The organism is Flavobacterium procerum (assembly GCF_042431625.1).
Taxonomy (GTDB): Bacteria; Bacteroidota; Bacteroidia; order Flavobacteriales; family Flavobacteriaceae; genus Flavobacterium; species Flavobacterium procerum.
In genome coordinates, this window is the sequence record NZ_JBHLYW010000001.1 from 265,227 (window position 1) to 281,734 (window position 16,508).

Here is a 16,508-nt window from a genome sequence, read left to right on the forward strand (position 1 = left end):
TGTTACTAGAATTGGTAATTCATTCCAAGTCCAAATGTTAACCCTTTTTTGTAATTGAATACTAGAACATCTCCACTTGCATTTTCCTGAACTCTTTTAAATTCTGGATTCAATAAGTTTCTTGCGCCAAAATCAATTCCAAAGTTTTTGGTCAATTTTGTTTTTAAAATAAAATCTAAAGATCCCATAGCTTTATCAACTAAATTTCCTTTTCCTTCGTTTCCGATAGCATAAAGTTTGTCAGAATAATGGTTGTAAGCTAATGTTGCCGTAATTCCAGAATCGTTTATGAAATTTTTAGTATACGATAAGTCGGCATTCAGAATCAAATCAGAAGCTCCAGTAAAACCTGAACTTTTATCTGTAGTGTTAATAGATAATTGTCCATCTGTTTCCCTGCTCACTTTGTCACGATCAAAATCCTGATGTGTTTTCATTAAAGAAGCATTAAATCCGAAAGATAATTTGTTCGTATATTCTCCTTCAATTTCGAAAATATTTTTTCTTGCTTCCAATTCCACTCCATAAGCGTAACCACTATCTCCAATGTTAACAAAAGAGATGTCATTTGTGGCAGAAGCAATAATGATTTTGTTAATAGGGTCCAGAATGTATTTTCCAAAAGCAGTCACAGAGAATAACTCATCACTTTTCGGGAACATTTCCCATTTTAAGTCTAAATTGTAATTTTGTGAAGGATATAAGTTTGGATTACCAATTTCAGATTCCATTACATCTTCGTAAATAAACAAAGCACGTTCTTTAAATTGTGGTAATGTGTAAGTTTTACTTGCAGCTAAACGAAGGTTTTGTTTTTCATTTAACTCATATTTTAAGATAATACTTGGTAAAAACTCATTTCTTTCAAAGGTATTTGTTCCTCCGGCTGCATCATATTGTGTTCTCCAGTTAACTGTTTGAGAAATTCTTTCATATCTGATACCTGCAACTAAGCTTAATTTATTAGGAAATCTGTATTCGATATTACCAAATCCAGCATGGATGTCCTGCTTGCCTTCATAAGTTTGAGGAGTCATTCCTGCAAAAGCACTAGTAGAGAATAAACCGTTGTTAAAGTTTGTCTGATTGAAGAATGCATCTAAGTTATTAGGGTCTATGGTTGTGTTTTGACCAGTTTGACTGATGCTGAAGTTAAATTGAATAGCCTCGAATTCACGACTTTTGAATCTTCCGTTATAACCTGCTGTAATTTTTCCTTTTGAGTCGCCATTTTCGTTATCGCCTAACTTGTATGAGAAAGCAAGGTTAGCTGCTGTTTCATTTTCCGTAAGATCTTGAAAATATCTTTGGTTATCAGAAGGAGTTCTTTGCGCAGGAATGTACTCGTTAGTAGTAGGGTTATGGAACATCTTGTTTTGAGTTCTGTCTGGCATATTACCTTTTACGGTATTGTATGAAACGCCCCAATCTAAATCAATCTTATCTGTTAGTTTGTCATTCCCTAAAAGCTGATTGATATACACTGTGTTTTGTGTAAAAGTTCCTCTTACAGTGTAAAGATTAGCATTTTCATTATCAAAATCACGATCACTTCCATAATAAGTGTCCCTTGTTTGTTCAGATGTATTAACAAATAAAAAATTATATCCAATTTTATGGTTTTTGTTCAAGCGATAGTTAGCGTTGAACATTCCAGTTGTGTTAGTGTTATAAGTGAATTTTTCTTGTTCGAAAGATTTTAATGAAGCACCTTGAGTATTCAAAGCTCGAGTAATTCCTTCTCTAAATTCGTAACCGTTTCCAAAACCTGCAGTAGCAAAAAGACTTAATTTTCCTTCTTCACCAATGCTGAATGTTTTACCTGCTTTTAGGTTAAAGTTTCCTCCAAAAGGAGCTTCTCTTTTAGGGTTTAAACTATTTTCGAAACTATAACTAGTTAAAGGGTTGTTAGGAACTCCGTATGAAACAAAACCAGTTTTCGCAGGTCCTTGCTGAAGTAAAAAGTCACTTGATTTTTGTACTGCGTTAGTGTTAACTTTAGATCCTAAAGAAATTTCAAACATTCCTTTTCCACGGTAATCTTTAGATACGATATCTACATTTCCTCCACCAAAATCACCATACATTTTTGCGCCATACGATTTGTCAATTGAAATGTATTCTACAATATCAGTTGAAAAAAGATCAAGAGCAATGTTCTTTTTTTGTGGGTCATTAGATGGAATTGGTAATCCGTTCATAGAAGTAGTATTGTAACGGTCTCCTAAACCTCTTACATAAATGTTGTTACTTCCTTCTTGTTTGGAAACTCCTGATGTTTTTACAACAGCAGCAGCCACGTCTCCCACACCTTTTCTAGAAAGTTCTTGCGCGCCGATAGATTGTTTGATATCTACAGCGTTTTTTTGTTCTAAAAGCAAAGCAGTTTCTTTTTGTTTGCTTGCAGTCGCACCTTTTACCACTACATCTTTAAGAGTAAAACTTCCAGAAGAAAGTGCTTGATTAACCACTACAGTTTCATTTGCTTTTACAGTAACTGGAGCTTCTTTAGATTCATATCCTAAAAAGCTAAAAATAAGTGTATAACTTCCTGGATTTACGTTCAACGAATATTTTCCGTCGACGTCGGTATTTACGCTAATATTCGTACCTTTAATTAAAACATTAGCAAAAGGTAAAACTTCATTGTTCATTTCTTTGTCGGTAAGAACTCCCGAAATTGTACCTTTGTTTTGCGCGATCGAAATCGTACAGATAAATAATGCAATTAATAGAAATTTTAAATTGAATTTCATTTTCAGTGTTGTGTTTAGTTTATTTCGCTGCAAAGAAAGAACTGCACCGTGAAGTCGATGTTACCAACTTGTTATGTTTTTGTGTGCTTAAGATTATCAAATTGTTACCAGATTAAATTACCGTTAACACCAATTTTTTAAGGTTCTTTTGTTACTATATTTACCCCGTGAAATAAAAAACATCGGATAAATAATTAAAAAGATTTGATGTAAAAATCTCAATTTTTGCTATTTATGAAAAAAACACAAACTAAGATTTTATTAGTTGACGACGAACCAGATATCTTAGAAATCGTTGGCTATAACCTTGCTCAAGAAGGCTACCAGATTGTTACTGCTTCTAACGGAAAAGATGCTATAGCTAAAGCTCAGAAAGAATTGCCGGAATTAATTATTATGGACGTGATGATGGCAGAAATGGATGGAATGGAGGCATGCGAGCACATTAGAAAAATTCCTGAACTAAATAATGTTATCATAACATTCCTTACAGCAAGAAGTGAAGATTATTCGCAAGTAGCTGGTTTTGATGCTGGTGCTGATGATTATATTACAAAGCCAATTAAACCAAAATTATTGGTTTCTAAAGTAAAGGCTTTGTTAAGAAGATTAAAAGAACAAGAAGTTACGACAGATACTTTAAATGTTGGCGGAATCGAGATTAACCGCGAAGAATACAAAATAATAAAAGGCAATGTGGAAATTGCGTTGCCAAGAAAAGAATTCGAATTGTTTTATTTGTTGGCTTCTAAACCAGGAAAGGTTTTTAAAAGAGACGAAATCTTGGATAAAGTTTGGGGCAATGAAGTAGTAGTTGGAGGAAGAACAATCGATGTTCATATTAGAAAACTGCGTGAAAAAATAGGCGAAGACCTTTTTAAAACCATAAAAGGAGTTGGCTACAAATTTGAAGTCTAACACCCTCTAAAAATTTAAACCATATAAGTGATGTAAGTTCATTTAATGTAGTTTACTTTTAAAATAGAAAAGCTCATTTTTGTCAAAGTTTTAACTTTGATAAAGATGGGCTTTTGAAAATTATTATTTGTTCCTAAAAAAAGTTACTTTTAAATGAACTTACATCACTTATATGGTGAGAAAAAGTTTTAATGGTTTATTATTTTAAATATTTCAATGAAAATCAATTTTAAAAAAACATACAAATTTGCTATTAAATCGGCGTTGTATATAAGTCTCTTTGCAACAGGATTTGTGCTGATGCTCCTGTCTTTATTTTACAAAAATCAAGAATTAAAACATCAAGTCGCTTTTGGAATCGTTTTCATCATCATCATCTATATATTCTCGTTTCTGGTTTTGCAATATCGTGTAGAGCGATTTATTTATCGAAGAGTAAAGAAGATTTACGATGAGGTTTCGCTTTTAGAATCAACTACACTTATTAATCAGCCGATTAATACAGATATGGAAACGCTTTCACGTGAAGTGAAAAAGTTTGCCACTGATAAAAAACTCGAAATCGAAATGCTCGAAATTCGTGAACAATACCGAAGAGAGTTTTTAGGAAACGTTTCGCACGAATTAAAAACACCTTTGTTTACCGTTCAAGGTTATGTTTCGACTTTGCTTGACGGAGCGATGGACGACAAAAATATCAGAAAAAAATATTTAAAGCGTGCTGAAAAAGGAGTAGAGCGCCTTATTTATATTGTCGAGGATCTCGACATGATTACCAAATTAGAATCGGGCGATTTAGATTTGAATATGACCGATTTTGATATAGTCGAACTGATTCAGAATGTCTTTGAACTGCTGGAAATGAAAGCAGACAAAAAGAAAATCAAATTGGCTTTTGAAAGCAAGAATGTTCAGTCGGTTATTATTCGCGGCGATCAGGACCGAATCCAACAGGTTTTAGAGAATTTGATTGTAAACTCAATTAAATATGGAAAAGAAGGCGGTTTAACAGAAGTTGGTGTGGTAAACTTAACGAAGAAAAAAGTGCTTATTCGTATCAGCGATAACGGAGAAGGCGTTGAAAAACAAAACATTCCAAGACTTTTTGAACGTTTCTATCGTGTTGACAAAAGCGGAACGCGTTCTGAAGGAGGTTCTGGTTTAGGTTTGGCGATTGTAAAGCATATTATTGAAGCGCATAAAGAGAAAGTTTATGTGGAAAGCGAGTTCGGAATTGGTTCGGAATTCTCTTTTACGCTCGAAAAAGCATTCAAATCACAAAAAAACGACGTTAAAAAATTGTAACGCATTTTTTGCTAAAAGCCCTAAAACAAAGGTGTTTAACAGTAAATAAACATTTGGTTTCGGGGCGTAACATTAAATTTTTATTATAGTAACATCTGGTTAATGATTTCTTAACATAGGTGCTCCATCTTTGCATCCTGAATTTAAGGGATTTAGAGAACTAATGATAAAAAGAAAATTACTAGCAGTTTTATTACTGCTGACTTGGGCATCTAATGCGCAAGAAACAAATAAGCAAGAATTAAACAAACAGGATGTAAAAAACGAAGTAATGCGTATTTTAGATTCTATCAACAAAGCAAAACTTCCCGATACTAAATCTGGAGGTGGAATTGAAGAGCATTGGTACGACAGAATCTCTTTGAGAGGTTATGCTCAAATTAGATACAATGGTCTGCTTTCTACAAATGATAAAGTTTCTTGCGACCAATGCGATAAATCTTGGGGAACAACTTCTACGGCTCCAGATGCAAAAGCAAACAACGGACTTTTTATTCGCCGTGCACGTTTAGTGTTTTCAGGGCAAGTTCATCCAAATGTTTTTTTCTATTTCCAGCCTGACTTTGCTAGTTCGCCAAGTACTGGAATTCAGAACTTCGTACAGATTCGTGACTTGTATTTTGATCTTTCTTTCGATAAGTTAAAAGAATACAGAGTTCGTGTCGGGCAAAGTAAAATTCCATATGGTTTCGAAAATATGCAATCCAGTTCACAACGACTTAGTTTAGACCGTGCCGATGGTATAAACAGTTCCATAGCAAATGAGCGCGATTTAGGAATCTTTTTTTATTGGGCTCCTGCCGAAATTAGAAAGCGTTTTGAGATGTTGGTTAGGGATGGATTTAAAGGTTCTGGCGATTTTGGAGTGTTTGCTCTTGGAGTTTACAACGGACAAATTGCTAATAAAATGGACGGAAACAGAGATTTGAATGTGGTAACAAGAGTAACATATCCATTTGTAATCGGAAGCCAGATTATCGAACCAGGAATTCAGGCTTACACTGGCAAATGGGCTTTTACAGGAGAAATTTCATCGGGTGTTACGGTAAATGATCCGCAGTACATCAAGGATCAGAGAGTAGGAGCAACATTCGTTTTGTATCCAAGGCCTTTCGGAATTCAAACAGAATATAATATCGGAAAAGGACCTCGTTACAACACGGCAACTAAGACAGTAGACGAAACAGATCTAAACGGGGGGTACGTTTTAATAAACTATAAATGGGATATTAAAAAACAGCGTATTTATCCTTTCGCCAAATTTCAATATTACGACGGAGGAAAGAAATATGAAAAAGACGCCAAAAGTTATGTAGTAAGAGATTTTGAATTTGGTATCGAATGGCAGCCAATCAAAGCTTTTGAGTTAACGGCGCAATATGTAATTGCTGACAGAACTTTTGAAGACAGCGCACTTCCGATAAACAGACAACAAGGAAATGTTTTAAGGCTTCAAGCGCAGTTTAACTTCTAAAAAAATGCACACAGATAAACAGATTCGCTTACGCGAAAACGCAGATAAAAACGGATTTTTCTAAAACAAAAAACGCACAAGTTTAATTAAAAAAAATCCGCTTTTTCTGCGTTTTTTTTTAACAAATCAGTTTAATCAGCGTGCAATTTAAGCGGTTTTATCTTCAAAAACAGTAAATAGAGAATCCCAGTCTATCGTATTTTCAAACTGAGATAAGCCTTTAAAAGTTTGTACTTTAGAAAGATCTTCTATCATAAAATCATCCTGCATGGCATAAGGCACCAAATTTTCGTCCTGAAGTTTTATCGCAAGATATTCTTGTTCATATTGTCCAGGAGTTGGAATAAAAAAGGCTTTTTTGCCTAATTTCGCCAAATCCATAACCGTTGTATAACCCGAACGACAAAGAACAAATTCACTTTCGTTAAAAGTCTGTTCCAACTGTTTCGAATTCATGAAATTGTAATAGGTAACATTTCCTGCCTGCCATTTTGATTGCATTTTTTCTACAATTCCCTGTACAAAAACTACTTTTCCAGGATATTTAGCCGTTTCTTTTTGAAGTTTTTCGTCTAGAAAAGTACGCTGAGGCTCAGGTCCAGAAAGTATAACCATAAGGTCGTACAATTTTGGAGTTTCTTTTTTGCGCATACGGCTGAGCGGACCAATGTATTTCAGGTTAAGTTCGTCCGTCTTCAAATGTCCTAAATCTCCCGTAAGGTTTACTTCTCCATTAGTATCGGGAACCCAGCATTCCTTATATTTTTTTATAAAATACTGATGACATTTACTGGTAAACCAAGTTGTGTTTCCGGTCATTACATTCAACTGATGCGTCATAAAAACAGAGGGCACTCTTCTGCTGAAAACACCCAGTCGGTTGTCTGAAATGATTCCGTCAATACCATGCTTTTTAATCCAGCTGTTGACCATTTTCTTTTCATCCAAAATGGCCGTTATCATTTTCGGAAGATTTTTAATCAGTTTCCATTTGAAATTTTTGCCATTCTTAGCATATTCAATATGATAAGACGGAAGTTCCAATGTTTGTATATAAGGAAATTCTTTTCGAAGAAGGGCAAGCGCAACACCATCTGAAGCTATTATCGGAATGTAATTGTTTTCCTGAAGCGCTTTTATAATAGGGATACATCTTGTGGCGTGGCCAAGCCCCCAGTTTAACGGAGCTACCAATATAGTTTTATTCGCAGAATAATCAATGCTCATAGTGTAACGCTTTAAAAAAACGAAGATAAAGAAATATGTTTTGGAGCTTATTTCGGACGTATTACTAAATTATTAACTCTATATTTTTAAAAACACTAGGAATTTGAAGAGATATTTAAAAAATAATTACATTTTACTAAATAAGATTATCTCTATGTTAAGTAATTTTCTATTTTTCTGAATGATTTTAATAAGGGAATTTATGAGTTTAATTGCAATCTATAAAAAAAGGAACTGACTTTTCCAGACAGCTCCTTTTAATTGTTTTTCTAAGAACGCTTAGAAATCTCAGAATCTTAGCGACTTAGAATCTCAGAATCTTTTTTAGTCCTGAATATAGGTTTTATTTCCATTTTTATTAATGTAATATTTTCCTCCTTTTGGACCAGTATACACTTTCTTTCCGTTGTATTCTCCCGTTACTTTATCGGCAACTTTTGGCGCTTTTTCATTGGTTTCCTTCAACGTTTTTGTAGATGATTTTTTAGCGGTTGCTGCATCTTTTTTAGCGGTTTTGGCTGCTGCATCAGCTTTGTCTGCCGCTTTTTTTGCGTCATCTTTTGCTGCCGTAGCTTTTTTCGCTTCGCTTTTGGCTTTTGCCGCATCTTTATCAGCTGTTTTTTTTGCTGTTTCAGTGCTTTCTTTTTTAGCTTTCGTTGCAGCATCGCTTGCCTTGTCGGCTGCTTTTTTTGATTTTGCTGTTTCTTTTTTGGCATCTGCCGAAGCCTTATCTGCACTTGATTTTGCTTTTTTTGCAGAAGCTTCTGTTTTGGTTTTTGTAGCTTTTGCAGTGGTTTCCTGAGCATAGAAATTAGTAGAGAAAGCTACTAATAAACAGATTAATACAAATTTTTTCATAAGGTTAGGTGTTTAAATTTCTATTAAAAGTAAACAATTTATTCTCATCTTTTTCGGAGCCTATTAAAAATATGCACGCAGCTGAATATTTCCCGTATGAATTGCAGGTCCGCTCTCGCTTTTGCGTCCTTGATAGTTTACATTGACGTCAAGAAAAGAGGTGATGTTTTTTTGCAGAAGCAGTTTCCAAACCAGATTTGATCCTGCCTGCAGTCCTTCAAGCATTTGAAATCCTACCGAAGAAAATTCATTTCCGTCAAATTTATTTTCATAAAATGAAAACTCTCCATTCATGGTTACTTTTTTTTCTCCGGCGAAAGAAAACGAAGTTCCAAGTCTGCTTTGTTCTAAAGTTTCAAAATTTCCAATCTGATTTTTTTTGTGTTGCAGTTCGTAAAAGAAGTCCAGTTTGGTGTTTTTAGAAAATAGATAACTGATTTTTGGCGCTAGTTGCCAGCCGTTAATGTCATAGTTTTTTTCGATAAAATCTTCAGAAACCAAATCGTTTTTGATGGTTTTGCTAAAGAAATTAAACAGCCAGCTTTTTTGGTACAAATGCGTGTACTGCAATTGATGCGAAGTGGTACGAACATTTTGCGAGCCTACAGATAGCAAACTTTTTCCTTTGTTGACCAAATAAGAATAGGTTACAGAATGATTTTGTCTTCCACGGTTATAAAATAAACTGTTTCTGAAACTGGAGTTGAGTCCTAGAATGTTTTCTTCAGACGAATCAAACGGATTGAGTTCAAGTTTTTCTCCCTCGCTTTTTATTTTTCGATCCATTAAAAAAGAAGTCTGATTGTAAAAATAGGAAAGCAGTTTTTTAAAACCTTTTTCGTTCTGCCATTGCAGCGGATTTAAAATTAAAGACTGCGAAAACTTATTCTGATTGGTTTTGATGTAAACCTGATTGGGCAGAAAGATTCTCACATAGCGCGCCTGATCCGGAAAAGCGGCAATTTCAAACTCTTCTAATTCCTGAATTCCGTTTCCGTTATAATCGTTCCAGGTATAAACTCCTTGTCCTGTCGGCACTTCGACATAAGTAAATTCTTGTTGTGCAATTGTTCCCGAACTGTTTTCATAAGTCGTCCCGATTTGCATTAATTGATTAAAAAAACGGTCGTTGTAAATAATTCTCGAATTTAACGATGGCTCGTTTTTTCGGGTCTCATCAATGAAATCCAAATTTCGGTAACTGGCATAAACGGCCAAATCTGTTGTTTTATTCTGAATCAGTTTTGATTTTAAATAATACGTCTGCGAATTGTTAACGTGTTGTAATAATCCGTTTTGCAAACTGTCGTTTCGTCTTCTCAAAAATCCTATTTCGACAAAAACCTTGGTGCTGTCGCCACGACCGGTAAAAATTCCGTATTCTGAGAATCTTTGGCTTAAAGCCGAAAACTGATTTGTTGTTTTGTCTTTTTCCTGATTATCTTCAATCTGCAAACTTCCTCCAGCCCAGTTTTTACCAAAATGATATTTTGTTCGGGTTTGGTTTCGAATGAATTTTGAGGTCGAAGTCGTCGCATCCGAATTTAGGAAACTTCCATTATTTTCGATAGTCCAGTTTTTTAATTTGAATAATGCCAAAGTCGTATGTCGAACTCCTGAATAGCTTTCGCTGAAATCTAATTTTTCAAATTGATAGGTAAACAACCCCAAGTTTGTGGTTTTCTTTTCTTTGAATAAATCAAAATTCAGACCTGTAACCAAAAGGCTTTGGTTTCCTAAAAGTGTTCCAGTCAAGTTCCAGTCACGATTAAATTCAATGTTATACAAACGCTCAACCGATTTAAAATCCTGCTGCACATATTGATAATTGGCAAAAGCATCCAAAGTCCAGCTTCTTGAGAAAAGACGTTTTTTAAGATTGGTCTTAAATGCAATTCCTTTATTGTCATTATCATCAATTCCTGAAAATAAGTTTTGATCATTATTGCTTACAGCCAATTCAAAATCGACCAAAGTTTTCTCATTCGGATTGTATTTTCCTAAAAAAGTCGCGACTTGTAGTTTCATTGGCGCAACAAGTTGTACAATTGGCTCGTAATTTCCCTGAAGAACTCCATTTATCGGAGGCGCATATTGGTAAATTCGTTCAACCGAATTGTTGTTCTGAATAGTATAATTTCCCCCATTTGCACCAACTTGACTGAATCTCACATTGTACAAAACGTCATCAGGATTATTAGAATATTCATAAACTTCAACAGTGTTTACTATTGTTTTTTTGTACAGGATTTTATTATCAGAATAAGTGTCTTGGTAAGCAGAAGGCGCTTTCATTAAATTGGTGTCATCGCCCGATTCACTCAGAATCTGAACTTGTTCTGTCGAAAGATTTTGCTGTAAAGGCTGATTTTTTAAATCATTTTCAGAATACAAATAACCTCCAAAGCTCCATTTCTTGTTTTCGTGCATCGCTCCAGCGTAAGTAACCATTCGATTGTAATTTCGTTCAGAATATTGGTATTCAACATTGATTCGCATTTCAGAAGTAATGGGAAAAAGTGATGTAAAAACAATTTCTCCAGCATTATAGTCAATTACATAATCGTTATTTTCACCTCTTTTGAGCAGAACACCATTTACGTACACACGTTCTGAGCCCGAAATAACCAAAACATACAATTCGCCATTTTGGCCTTTTAATTTATAAGGACCCTGATTTCCTTCTTGACCAGTAAAAGTACTTCGTGCATATTGGCCTTTGACAAAAGAAACCGAAGCAAAAATATTGGTTTTGCTTTCTTCATCGCCAAAATCAAAACTGGCGGCAAGTCCCTGTACTTTTTTGTTGAAATTAAGAAATTGGGTTTTCCTGTTTTCAAGAAAAACGTCTCCCGCCCGAATGTTCCAGTCATCGCTGAAAAGTTCCATAAAAATATTATCAAACTGATCCAATTTCTGCGAATAACCGCCATCTTGAAGCGGAATATTATTGTCCTGAAGCGATGCACGCAGACTAACTTTGTCTGAAATTTTTCCGGTAATCTGCAGATCCAGGTTGGAGTTTAAGACCGTATTTTGATTGTTTCCTACTGTAACGCCACGCGTGATGCTTCCGGAAGTATTCAGTCCATCAAAAGGCGTTGCTTTTTTTGCGTTCGAATTCTCTATGCGGTATAATTTTTCAGCACCCAAATCACTGCTTACAACCTGATCTGGTTTGTAAAGGCTGTATTCTTTGGTCAAGAAATCGGGATATTTTAAATAATTTACGACTAAAGTATCTATTGCAATTTTTTCGTTTAAAACAAGAAAACCTTTTTTGAAATTGATTTTGTAAAAGGAAGAATCGATGGGTTGATTTCGGGTGTTTAAAATTTGAAAAAATCCCGGATTGATACTCACTTCCTCAAGTCGAATCGTATCTTTTGATGCTGTTATTTTTTTTGTTTTGTACAGCGATTGAGTTTCCTGAGCTTTAAGCCCGGAACACCAAATCAGCAACGCCAAAAACAGCAATTTTTTCAACATAAAGACTTTAACTCTAAAAAGCCAAAAGTAGTATTTAAAATTGGGAAATGTATCGGCGGACTTTTAGTTTTGCTGATAAGTAATAAAGCAGTATCATGTGTTATTTTCCGTTTCTGATTGCAGCTAAAACAATCAAAACAAAAAATGCGATAATTATAATAAAAATAGGATTTGCATAATTAGCATGCCAGCCGAATTCTTTTATTCTTTTTGGAAAATAGGATCTTTTATCTTTCGGATTGTAATAAAACATTCCCCAAATCCAATTATTCGGATCATTTTCCCATTCATTCTTTGTTTCTTCAGTCGGTTCATTTAATCTTTTCATGATCACTGTACATTTATTTGGTTATTATAAAGTTAATTGATTTCCATTTAAAATAATCTTTTTAGCTTTGTTTAGATATAGCGAACTTAAATTATGGACACAGGCAAAGAACTTTTATTCTTCTTTAGTGCTTTGGGAGCTTTTAACGGACTTATTCTGGGTGTGTATTTTTTCTTTTTTACAAAGAAAAAGTATCTCACGAATTATTTTTTAGGCGCTCTTTTATTTGCGTTGAGTATCCGAATTGCTAAATCGGTCTTTGTTTATTTTCATCCCGAACTGCCAAAGTTATATCTTCAATTTGGACTCACGGCTTGTTTTTTTATCGGTCCGTGTCTCTATTATTTTCTTAAGTCGGCAGTTGAAGAAATAAATGTAATGCCCAATTCATGGAAACTCATACTGGCATTTTGGGGAACGTTAATTGTAACCGCAGGAATTTTGTATCCATACCAAGAATATCCAAAACTCTGGAGCTTTTATTTTATAAGGATAATTTACTTTCAATGGTTTGTGTATATTGTGTTTTCTGGAATTACAATTCACAGGGTTTTGAAAAAAATCTTCAACAGAAAAGAAAAAACTAGTCCGTCCGAAATGTGGTTCGGAATGCTTTACCTCGGTATTTTTTTACTCTTTTTATTTTACTTTTTAGCGATTATGGGAGCTCCAGGAGCGACTTACATAAGTGGTGCGGTTGTTTTTTCTTTCATTTTGTATCTGGTGATTTCTATTCTTTTATACAGAAAAAAAACAGAAGATTTGTTTTTATTGAATGGTCAAAAGAATTCTGTAAAAAAAATCGATGTTGCAGAAGCGGGCATTATTTCTGAAAAACTCGAAAATACAATGAATGAAAAAGAGTTGTATAAAAATCCAAATTTGACACTTCAGGATCTATCACAGGAAATCAACATTTCAAGCCATCAATTATCACAGTTTTTAAACAATAATCTCGGAAAGAATTTTACCAGTTTTGTGAATGAATTTAGAATAAACGAAGCTTGTAAAATCATTACTTCAAATGATAAGCTTACTTTAGAATCGGTTGGTTATGATGTCGGTTTTAATTCCAAATCAACATTTTTTGCGGCGTTTAAAAAACATACCGGAACTACGCCTTTAAACTATCAAATTCAGGCTTTGCAGTCTTAAAAAAGAGTATCGATTTATAAAACCGTACTCCTGATTTCTCTTTTTGCAATCTCATTTATTGATTTTCGGATGACTTTTGTTTCAAATAAAAGTCAAACGGTTAATGATTAAAGTTTATGAGATTTCTAAAATTGGTTATCCTTTATGTTTTTTTTCTGATTTTTTCATCAATAGAAATAAAAGCGCAACGTATAAAAAAAGTTACAGATAAAAGTTTTTATAGTGATGATGTACTGTTCGGAAAGGTATTAAAGCCTGCTCAAGATACTATAATTACTAAAGAGAAAAAAGACAATGAGTTAAATGAAGTTGTTGTTAAAAGTCAAGCTTCATTAATAAAATATGGACCAAACGGAAATAGTGTTGTTAACGTCAACGGAACTGTTTTGGCATCAAGCAGCTCGGTAAACGAATTGTTAGGAAGAGTTCCGAATGTTGTGATTACCGAAGGAGAAATCAGTGTTTTGGGAAAAGGCGAAGCCATCATTTATTTAAACGGCGTCTTGATTAATTATGACCGTTTTGCCTCGATTCCGGTTTCGCAAATCCAAAAAATCGAGGTAATTGCCAATCCGTCTTCAAGATATGATGCCGAAGGAAAAGCCGTAATCAACATCATAACCAAACAAAATATAGAAAGCGGGATAATGGGAACTGCAAATCAGCATACAACTGTTTCAAAATTTGGAGGAACAAGTTATAATTCGCTTATTGATTTCAGTTATTCTAAAGGAAAATTTTCGTTTATAACTAACTATGGTTTGCAGTTGGGAAGAAACCGCGAATTATTATACACCACAAGAACGCGTCCAAATCCTGATGAATATTTGAAATCTGAATTGGCAACAGACTGGAAAAGAAGATTTAATAATTATTCGAATTTTGGTTTCGGACTTCAATACAATCTGTCTCCAAAAGATTATATCTCATTGGCTTATAGTGGAAATGTGAATGATTTAGGCGGAATGACAGAAAGCAGAAACGCTATTGCAAACAATTCTGGAAACAGTTTTTATGCCACAAATGTAGATAGGAATGATGTTTTGCTGAATCAGTTTATCAATCTGAATTACAATTTGACAACCGCAAAAGGATCAACATTGTTTATTGGATCGCAGTTTTCTAATTACAATCAGACAATAGGAGATTTTATTGAAGAAAATAGCCAGATTGACGAAATGGCTTCTGAAAGATATCTAAAAAACAATTTAGGAAGCCAAATCAATATTATGGCGATTCAGACCGATTATTCGAAAAAAATAAGCGAAAAAACAAAACTGGAAATCGGAGCAAAGTACAGTTCTGCAACGATAAAATCGGGTACCCATTTCTTAACTTCTGATGAGGAATATGGAAATTATGATTTAGACGAACAGCGCTCGAGTGATTTTGAATACAATGAAAAAATTATCGCCGCCTATTTTAATTACGGAAGTTCATTAAACGAAAAAATCAATTTTTCGATTGGAACACGAGCAGAAAAAACAAAATATGATTTGTACACCAACGCAAACGCAATTCAGAAATTTGATAAAAGCTACAGTAATTTTTTTCCAAATCTGCTTTTGAATTTTAACTTTTCAGAAAATTGGAAAGGACATTTTTCGTATGTTTCGAGAATTACTAGGCCAAGATATCAAGCTTTAAATCCGTATGTCATTTATCAGGATCCGTTTACGACGATTGAAGGAAATCCGAATTTAGTTCCTGAAAAAACACATGCTTTCGAAATCGGAATGATGTACAAAAAGTTCGATTTTAAAATAGGTTATACTTATAAAATTGATCCCATTTCGGGCGCCGCGTTACGAGGCGATACACCAAACAGTTATGTTTTAAAAGCTATAAATCTTGAAGAAGGACATGTTTTTTTTAGTTCACTTTCCAGATCTTTTACTGTCAAATGGTGGAACTCGACCAATACCGTCAGTATGAACTTAACCAAACAGGTAGATTATAATTATTCGTATGTGTTTAGTCCTGTAAAACCACAGTTTTATTTTTATTCGAATAACACGTTTACCATCCAGAAGCTTTTTAAGCTGCAACTTTTGGCGTGGTATTTAGGAGACAGAAGTTACGGATTGGGAACCGACAATAGTCGCTCAACCGTAACGTTGGGAATTGAAAAGAATTTTTTTAAAGAAGCGCTGAAAATTAATTTTTCGGCAAATGACATCTTTCATAAGTTTATGGTTTCTGGAGCTTATAATGTCGGACAAACCCAGATTTATTACCATAGAACATACACTTCAAATTATTTCAAATTGATTGCGACTTATAATTTTGGAAATTCGAAGACAACTTATAAAAAATCGGAGGTTGAGCAATCGGAGAATACTAGAGCGAGGTAATTATTTGACACTTTCTGATAAAATCATTAAAATCAAAATCATAATAATGCAAAGAAAAACCGAATTAGGATTAGCAAAATTTATAGTCCATCCAAATTCTTTTATTTTCTTTGGAGGAAACATTCTTTCATCTTTTGGATTGTAATAAAAGATGCCCCAAACCCAGTTTTCAGGATTGTTATGCCAATTGTTTTTTTCTTCTTCTGAAGGTTCGCTTTTGTAGCTCATTGAACTTACTTTTGGTTTCTAGAATATCTATAACCTAATGCAATTATAATTACAAGCAGAGACATTGTTATAGAAACATTATTCATGGTTTTTAAATTGATTAAGTTTGAGTTTATAATTTAAAAAATAGAAACGACTGTAGGTACGGTAAGTTCTCATTTTTTAAGCTAGTCTTTTTTAAAAGCTAGACCGACTATATTGACAATCATGGCGACTAATAATAAAAGCATCATATTGGCAAACATTTTGTCTGAGAGAAAATGTTGACTCGCATTAAGCATCATAAATGCGACAACAATGCCTATCATGATTTTTACACTTTTATACATAATAGATTGATTTTAGAAACGTACTTTTTTCAATTGTATTTGTAAAAATAACAAATTATAAACAAAATTGTGGGAAATATCTAGATT

The 16,508-nt window shown here is 34.0% G+C and carries 12 protein-coding genes; 5 read left to right on the top strand and 7 right to left on the bottom strand.

The annotated features are described in order from the left end of the window. Window positions 1-5: 5 nt before the first annotated feature. Complete coding sequence (locus tag ACFFLS_RS01215; RefSeq protein ID WP_379683692.1) at window positions 6-2,756, bottom strand: TonB-dependent receptor; 2,751 nt, start codon at window positions 2,754-2,756, stop codon at window positions 6-8. A gap of 234 nt (window positions 2,757-2,990) precedes the next feature. Between ACFFLS_RS01215 and ACFFLS_RS01220 the strand changes: the two genes are divergently transcribed. From ACFFLS_RS01220 to ACFFLS_RS01230, 3 genes are all read left to right on the top strand, one after another. Beyond that, window positions 2,991-3,674 (top strand): response regulator transcription factor, encoded by a 684-nt coding sequence (locus ACFFLS_RS01220; protein WP_091494752.1) that lies wholly within the window; start codon window positions 2,991-2,993, stop codon window positions 3,672-3,674. Between the two features lie 216 nt (window positions 3,675-3,890). After that, window positions 3,891-4,979, top strand: coding sequence for a sensor histidine kinase (locus ACFFLS_RS01225; RefSeq protein WP_379683691.1), 1,089 nt, complete (start codon window positions 3,891-3,893; stop codon window positions 4,977-4,979). A 163-nt stretch (window positions 4,980-5,142) separates the two neighbouring features. After that, complete coding sequence (locus ACFFLS_RS01230) at window positions 5,143-6,453, top strand: porin (RefSeq protein ID WP_379683690.1); 1,311 nt, start codon at window positions 5,143-5,145, stop codon at window positions 6,451-6,453. 147 nt (window positions 6,454-6,600) lie between these two features. Here the strand turns inward: ACFFLS_RS01230 and ACFFLS_RS01235 are convergent, their stop codons facing one another. From ACFFLS_RS01235 to ACFFLS_RS01250, 4 genes are all read right to left on the bottom strand, one after another. Beyond that, window positions 6,601-7,680, bottom strand: coding sequence for a glycosyltransferase (locus ACFFLS_RS01235; protein ID WP_379683689.1), 1,080 nt, complete (start codon window positions 7,678-7,680; stop codon window positions 6,601-6,603). A 324-nt stretch (window positions 7,681-8,004) separates the two neighbouring features. Next, window positions 8,005-8,538 (bottom strand): hypothetical protein, encoded by a 534-nt coding sequence (locus tag ACFFLS_RS01240; RefSeq protein ID WP_379683688.1) that lies wholly within the window; start codon window positions 8,536-8,538, stop codon window positions 8,005-8,007. 63 nt (window positions 8,539-8,601) lie between these two features. Further along, a complete protein-coding gene (locus ACFFLS_RS01245) occupies window positions 8,602-12,027 on the bottom strand; it encodes a DUF8818 domain-containing protein (RefSeq protein ID WP_379683687.1) in 3,426 nt (1,141 codons plus the stop codon). Between the two features lie 100 nt (window positions 12,028-12,127). Further along, the gene (locus ACFFLS_RS01250) at window positions 12,128-12,355 is read right to left on the bottom strand and encodes a hypothetical protein (RefSeq protein ID WP_379683686.1); all 228 of its coding nucleotides are present in this window, start codon (window positions 12,353-12,355) and stop codon (window positions 12,128-12,130) included. Between the two features lie 93 nt (window positions 12,356-12,448). On the opposite strand from ACFFLS_RS01250, the gene ACFFLS_RS01255 reads away from it, so the two are divergent. Together ACFFLS_RS01255 and ACFFLS_RS01260 are read left to right on the top strand one after the other, a co-directional pair. Further along, a complete protein-coding gene (locus tag ACFFLS_RS01255) occupies window positions 12,449-13,510 on the top strand; it encodes a helix-turn-helix domain-containing protein (protein WP_379683685.1) in 1,062 nt (353 codons plus the stop codon). 116 nt (window positions 13,511-13,626) lie between these two features. After that, the gene (locus ACFFLS_RS01260; protein WP_379689088.1) at window positions 13,627-15,864 is read left to right on the top strand and encodes a TonB-dependent receptor domain-containing protein; all 2,238 of its coding nucleotides are present in this window, start codon (window positions 13,627-13,629) and stop codon (window positions 15,862-15,864) included. On the opposite strand, the gene ACFFLS_RS01265 is transcribed toward ACFFLS_RS01260, so the two are convergent. Both ACFFLS_RS01265 and ACFFLS_RS01270 read right to left on the bottom strand, forming a co-directional pair. Continuing rightward, window positions 15,865-16,092 carry a hypothetical protein gene (locus tag ACFFLS_RS01265; protein ID WP_379683681.1) on the bottom strand — a complete coding sequence of 76 codons (228 nt, stop codon included), beginning with the start codon at window positions 16,090-16,092 and terminating at the stop codon, window positions 15,865-15,867. It lies immediately after the preceding gene. A 167-nt stretch (window positions 16,093-16,259) separates the two neighbouring features. Beyond that, window positions 16,260-16,421 carry a hypothetical protein gene (locus ACFFLS_RS01270; RefSeq protein WP_379683680.1) on the bottom strand — a complete coding sequence of 54 codons (162 nt, stop codon included), beginning with the start codon at window positions 16,419-16,421 and terminating at the stop codon, window positions 16,260-16,262. Window positions 16,422-16,508: the final 87 nt, after the last annotated feature.

Bases quoted from the DNA above. Each gene is read 5' to 3' on its own strand.
- ACFFLS_RS01215 (WP_379683692.1), bottom strand. From the start codon at position 2,756: ATGAAATTCAATTTAAAATTTCTATTAATTGCATTATTTATCTGTACG.
- ACFFLS_RS01220 (WP_091494752.1), top strand. From the start codon at position 2,991: ATGAAAAAAACACAAACTAAGATTTTATTAGTTGACGACGAACCAGAT.
- ACFFLS_RS01225 (WP_379683691.1), top strand. From the start codon at position 3,891: ATGAAAATCAATTTTAAAAAAACATACAAATTTGCTATTAAATCGGCG.
- ACFFLS_RS01230 (WP_379683690.1), top strand. From the start codon at position 5,143: ATGATAAAAAGAAAATTACTAGCAGTTTTATTACTGCTGACTTGGGCA.
- ACFFLS_RS01235 (WP_379683689.1), bottom strand. From the start codon at position 7,680: ATGAGCATTGATTATTCTGCGAATAAAACTATATTGGTAGCTCCGTTA.
- ACFFLS_RS01240 (WP_379683688.1), bottom strand. From the start codon at position 8,538: ATGAAAAAATTTGTATTAATCTGTTTATTAGTAGCTTTCTCTACTAAT.
- ACFFLS_RS01245 (WP_379683687.1), bottom strand. From the start codon at position 12,027: ATGTTGAAAAAATTGCTGTTTTTGGCGTTGCTGATTTGGTGTTCCGGG.
- ACFFLS_RS01250 (WP_379683686.1), bottom strand. From the start codon at position 12,355: ATGAAAAGATTAAATGAACCGACTGAAGAAACAAAGAATGAATGGGAA.
- ACFFLS_RS01255 (WP_379683685.1), top strand. From the start codon at position 12,449: ATGGACACAGGCAAAGAACTTTTATTCTTCTTTAGTGCTTTGGGAGCT.
- ACFFLS_RS01260 (WP_379689088.1), top strand. From the start codon at position 13,627: ATGAGATTTCTAAAATTGGTTATCCTTTATGTTTTTTTTCTGATTTTT.
- ACFFLS_RS01265 (WP_379683681.1), bottom strand. From the start codon at position 16,092: ATGAGCTACAAAAGCGAACCTTCAGAAGAAGAAAAAAACAATTGGCAT.
- ACFFLS_RS01270 (WP_379683680.1), bottom strand. From the start codon at position 16,421: ATGTATAAAAGTGTAAAAATCATGATAGGCATTGTTGTCGCATTTATG.